Raw genomic sequence first — 5196 nt, 5'->3', positions numbered from 1 at the left:
TTCGGCAGCACGGCCAGGGCTTTGGCGATCACGACGTCGGTGAGTCCGGCCTTGGCGATTTTCGCGGAAATCTTGAGGAGATCGTCGTCATGCGATTTCTCGACGATCGGATTCACGCAATCCGACAACGTGACCGCTTCGTAGGCCGCCTCGGACGATTCGATCACATCGACCACGGAACGATCGCGATTACCGGCGTTGTAGCGCTGGTACAGATGCACGATCACGCCGCGCGGCGTGTCGTGGGCGGCGACGAAATCGATGACCTTCTGCTGGTAGGTGCTGGGTGCGCGGGTTGCAGGCTGCGCGGATTTTCCGGCATCGCCAGTCACCGACGACGAACACGCCACCAGCAACAACAGCAGCAATGCCAGAACCATTCGCATCAACCAAGACCCTCGTTGGGCAATACGTTTTTCTTGACGATGTGATCGAGCGCCATCAGCGTCTCCAGCAACGCCGCCATCTTCCCCAGCGGCCAGGCATTCGGGCCATCGCTGAGGGCTTTGTCCGGATCGGGATGCGTTTCCATGAAGATGCCGGCGATGCCGACCGCCATCGCCGCGCGCGACAGCACCGGCACGAATTCGCGCTGGCCGCCGGATTTGCCGTCCATGCCGCCGGGCAGCTGCACCGAATGCGTGGCGTCGAACACGACGGGGCAACCGGTATCGCGCATCACGCTCAGCGAGCGCATGTCGGAGACGAGGTTGTTGTAACCGAAGCTCGCGCCGCGCTCGCAGGCCATGATCTGGGTGTTGCCGGTCGCCTGCGCCTTGGCGGTGACGTGCTTCATCTCCCAAGGCGAGAGGAACTGGCCTTTCTTGATGTTGACCGGGCGTCCGGCGCTGGCGACTTTCTGGATGAAATCGGTCTGTCGGCAAAGAAACGCCGGCGTCTGCAGCACGTCGACCACGGAAGCAACTTCATCGAGCGGCGTGTATTCGTGCACGTCGGTGAGTAGCGGCACGCCGAGTTGCCGCTTCACTTCCGACAACACCTTCAAGCCTTCTTCGAGACCGGGGCCACGGAAACTCGTGCCCGAGGTGCGATTGGCCTTGTCGAAACTCGATTTGAAGATGAAGGGAATGCCGAGCTTGCCGGTGATTTCCTTGAGCTGGCCGGCGACATCGAGCTGCAACTGCATCGACTCGATCACGCAGGGACCGGCGATCAGGAAAAATGGTTTGTCGAGGCCGACTTCGAAATCACAGAGTTTCATTTGCATTCCCCCATGTAGGAGCGACGCAAGTCGCGACCTCTCGGCAAGCGGCGAAAATCGCGACTTGCGTCGCTCCTACAACGGCGTTGCTCACGCGCTCACCTGATTCAACAAGCGTCCGCCGGCCTTGTGTTCGCGGGCGGCGCGGATGAAGCCGATGAACAATGGGTGGCCATCGCGCGGCGTGGACAGGAATTCCGGATGTGCCTGGCAGGCGACGAACCAGGGATGGTTCGGCAGCTCGACCATCTCCACCAGCAGGTCGTCCATCGACTTGGCCGAAATCACCAGGCCGGCATCCTCGATCTGGGTGCGATAGCGGTTGTTGAATTCGTAGCGATGGCGATGGCGTTCGGCGATCACGTCCTTGCCGTACATCTCGCGGGCGCGCGTGCCGGGCTTGAGCCGGCATTCCTGCAGGCCCAGGCGCATGGTGCCGCCAAGATCGGATTCCTCGCTGCGACGCTCGACTTCACCGCTCGACGTGCGCCACTCGGTGATCAGGCCGATCACTGGATGCTGGCAGTGGCGTTCGTTTTCGGTGGTATTGGCGCCGGCCAGTCCGGCGAGATGCCGCGCGACATCGACCACCGCCGCCTGCATGCCGTAGCAGATGCCGAAATAGGGAATACCATTTTCGCGCGCGTGTTTGGCCGTGAGCACCTTGCCTTCGAAACCGCGATCGCCGAAACCGCCGGGCACGAGGATGGCATCGACACCGGCAAGCGCCTCCGCGCCCTCGGCCTCGACCTGTTCGGATTCCATCCACTTCAAACGCACCTTCGTGCGCTGGCGCAGGCCGCCATGACGCAGCGCCTCGGCGAGCGACTTGTAGGCGTCCTGATGATCGACGTACTTGCCGACGATCGCGATCGTGACTTCATCGACCGGATGCTCGACCGCGTCCACCACCGCTTCCCATTCGGAAAGATCGGCCGGCTTGACCTGAGCTTCCAGGCGCAGGCGTTCGACCACGATCTGATCGAGCTGCTGCTCATGCAGCCACAGCGGCAGCTTGTAGATGTTGTCGACATCGACGCAGCTGATCACGGCTTTTTCGTGCACGTTGGTGAACAGGGCGATCTTGCGGCGTTCGCTGTCCGGCAGCGGTTTTTCGCTGCGGCACAGGAGGATGTCGGGCTGGATGCCGATCGAGCGCAATTCCTTGACGGAGTGCTGCGTCGGCTTGGTCTTGAGCTCGCCGGCGGCGGCGATGTAAGGCACCAGGGTCAGGTGCATGAAGATCGCCTGCTCCGGACCGCGTTCGGTGCGGATCTGGCGAATCGCTTCGAGGAAAGGCAGCGATTCGATATCGCCGACGGTGCCGCCGATTTCCACCAGGGCGACGTCGAAGCCTTCTGTCGCCGCGTCGATGCAGCGCTTGATCTCATCGGTAATGTGCGGAATGACCTGCACGGTGCCGCCGAGATAATCGCCGCGGCGCTCCTTGCGGATCACTTCCTCGTAGATTCGGCCGGTAGTGACCGAATTCTTTCGCGTCAGGCGGGTGCGCACGAAGCGTTCGTAGTGACCAAGATCGAGGTCGGTTTCGGCACCGTCGTCGGTGACGTAGACCTCGCCGTGCTGGAACGGCGACATCGTGCCCGGATCCACATTGATGTAGGGATCGAGCTTCATCATCGTGATGCGAAGCCCGCGGGCCTCGAGGATGGCCGCCAGGGACGCGGCCGCTATGCCCTTGCCAAGCGAGGACACCACGCCGCCAGTAACGAAGATAAGACGCGTCATAAATATTGGGGGCGCTGGAAAGCCCCATTCTACCGGCTCGGCGACCATCCCGCACCCTTGATTTTTCAGCTTGACCCTGAACACCTGGGCCCGCATCCTGCCCGTCTTCGCGCAACCCCCAGAGCCGCATGAGCACTCGCTACAACGCTGCAGACATCGAAGTCCTTTCCGGCCTGGATCCGGTCAAGCGCCGCCCTGGCATGTACACCGATACCACCCGGCCCAACCATCTGGCGCAGGAAGTGGTCGACAACTCGGTCGACGAGGCCCTTGAAGGGCACGCCAAAACCATCGAGGTGACGATTTTCAGCGACGGCAGTTGCGAGGTCTCCGACGACGGCCGCGGCATGCCGGTCGATATCCATCCGGAAGAAAAAATTCCCGGCATCGAGCTGATCCTCACGCGTCTGCACGCCGGCGGCAAATTCAGCGGCAAGAACTACACGTTTTCCGGCGGTCTGCACGGCGTCGGCGTCAGCGTGGTGAATGCGCTCTCGAAGAAGGTCGAGGTGTTCATCAAGCGCGACGGCAACGAATACCGCATGGAATTCCGCGACGGCTTCCGTTCCTCGCCGCTCGATACCATCGGCAGCGTCGGCAAGCGCAATACCGGCACGCGCGTGCACTTCTGGCCGGACGCGAAATATTTCGACACCGCGAAATTCGCCGTCAAACCCCTGCGCCATCTGCTGCGTGCGAAAGCCGTGCTCTGCCCCGGCCTGACCGTGCGCCTGTTCGACGAAGCCACCGGCGAGCGCAACGAATGGTTCTACGAAAAAGGTCTGCGCGATTACCTGCTCGGCGAACTCAACGGGCGCGAGCTGCTGCCGCCGGACTTGTTCGCCGGCAACTTGTCCAAGGAAAGCGAAGTCGTCGATTGGGCCGTGGCCTGGCTGCCGGAAGGCGAACTGGTGCAGGAAAGCTACGTCAACCTGATCCCGACCGTGCAGGGCGGCACGCACGTCAACGGCCTGCGCTCGGGCCTGACCGATGCGCTGCGCGAATTCTGCGACTTCCGAAATCTGCTGCCGCGCGGCGTCAAGCTCGCGCCCGAAGACGTCTGGGACCGTGTGAGCTATGTGCTCTCGCTCAAACTCACCGACCCGCAATTCAGTGGTCAAACCAAGGAACGCCTGAGCTCGCGCCAGGCCGCCGCCTTCATTGAAGGCGCGACCCACGACGCGTTTTCGCTATGGCTCAACCAGCATGTCGAACTGGGCATGCAGATCGCGCAGCTGGCGATCGATCGCGCCACCGCGCGCTTGAAAACCGAAAAACAGATCGTCCGCAAGAAGATCACGCAGGGTCCGGCATTGCCCGGAAAACTGGCCGACTGCATTTCGCAGGATCTCGGACGCACTGAAATTTTCCTCGTTGAAGGCGATTCCGCCGGCGGCAGTGCGCGGCAGGCGCGCGACAAGGAATTCCAGGCGATCCTGCCGCTGCGCGGCAAGATCCTCAACACCTGGGAAGTGGAAAGCTCGGGTGTGCTTGCGTCCAACGAAGTGCACGATCTCGCGGTCGCGATCGGCTGCGATCCCGGCACCGAGAACATCGACGGGCTGCGCTACGGCAAGGTGATCATCCTCGCCGACGCCGACTCCGACGGCCTGCATATCGCCACCTTGCTGTCGGCCTTGTTCCTGAAGCATTTCCCGGCGCTGGTGCGCTCCGGCCATATTTTCGTGGCGATGCCGCCGCCGTTTCGCGTCGATGTCGGCAAGCAGGTCTTCTATGCCCTGGACGAGGAAGAAAAACGCATCCTGCTCGAGCGGATCGAAAAAGAAAAAATCCGCGGTCAGGTTTCCGTGACCCGGTTCAAAGGCCTGGGCGAGATGAATCCGGTACAGTTGCGCGAATCGACGATACACCCCGACACACGCCGACTGGTTCAGCTGACTATCGACGACGCCGGCGAGACCGGAAAGTTGATGGACATGCTGCTCGGCAAGAAGCGCGCGGGCGACCGCAAGCTCTGGCTGGAATTGAAAGGCGACCTGGCGTCGCTGGAAGTGTGATCGAAACGACCCATCGCTATCCCAACAAGAGGCCGAGTCATGCAATTGAGCAAGCTGAGCATTTTCTGCGCCATGGCGATCTTTTCCGGCCAGGCCTTTGGTCAAACGAAACCCATCCCGCTGGAGAATTTCGCGAAGCGGGCCGAGTATCGCGGCGCCGAGCTCTCGCCTAGCGGAAAATTCGTCTCCGTCATCGCCCCGTTCGAG

At 61.9% G+C, this 5196-nt stretch carries 4 protein-coding genes; 1 reads left to right on the top strand and 3 read right to left on the bottom strand.

Annotated elements, in window-relative coordinates:
* From VKM35_RS01335 to VKM35_RS01325, 3 genes are all read right to left on the bottom strand, one after another.
* Positions 1-386: hypothetical protein (locus tag VKM35_RS01335; protein WP_324317551.1), on the bottom strand; the 386-nt coding region annotated here is incomplete at its 3' end.
* Positions 386-1222, bottom strand: coding sequence for a 3-deoxy-8-phosphooctulonate synthase (gene kdsA, locus VKM35_RS01330; protein ID WP_324317549.1), 837 nt, complete (start codon positions 1220-1222; stop codon positions 386-388). The genes VKM35_RS01335 and kdsA, both read right to left, overlap by 1 nt.
* A gap of 90 nt (positions 1223-1312) precedes the next feature.
* Positions 1313-2971 carry a CTP synthase gene (locus VKM35_RS01325; protein ID WP_324317547.1) on the bottom strand — a complete coding sequence of 553 codons (1659 nt, stop codon included), beginning with the start codon at positions 2969-2971 and terminating at the stop codon, positions 1313-1315.
* A 128-nt stretch (positions 2972-3099) separates the two neighbouring features.
* On the opposite strand from VKM35_RS01325, the gene parE reads away from it, so the two are divergent.
* Positions 3100-4989 (top strand): DNA topoisomerase IV subunit B, encoded by a 1890-nt coding sequence (gene parE, locus VKM35_RS01320; protein ID WP_324317545.1) that lies wholly within the window; start codon positions 3100-3102, stop codon positions 4987-4989.
* The last annotated feature ends 207 nt before the right edge of the window (positions 4990-5196 follow it).

It is taken from the genome of Arenimonas sp., from assembly GCF_035312645.1.
Classification (GTDB): Bacteria; Pseudomonadota; Gammaproteobacteria; order Xanthomonadales; family Xanthomonadaceae; genus Arenimonas.
This window is presented reverse-complemented; position numbering and strand designations above follow the sequence as displayed.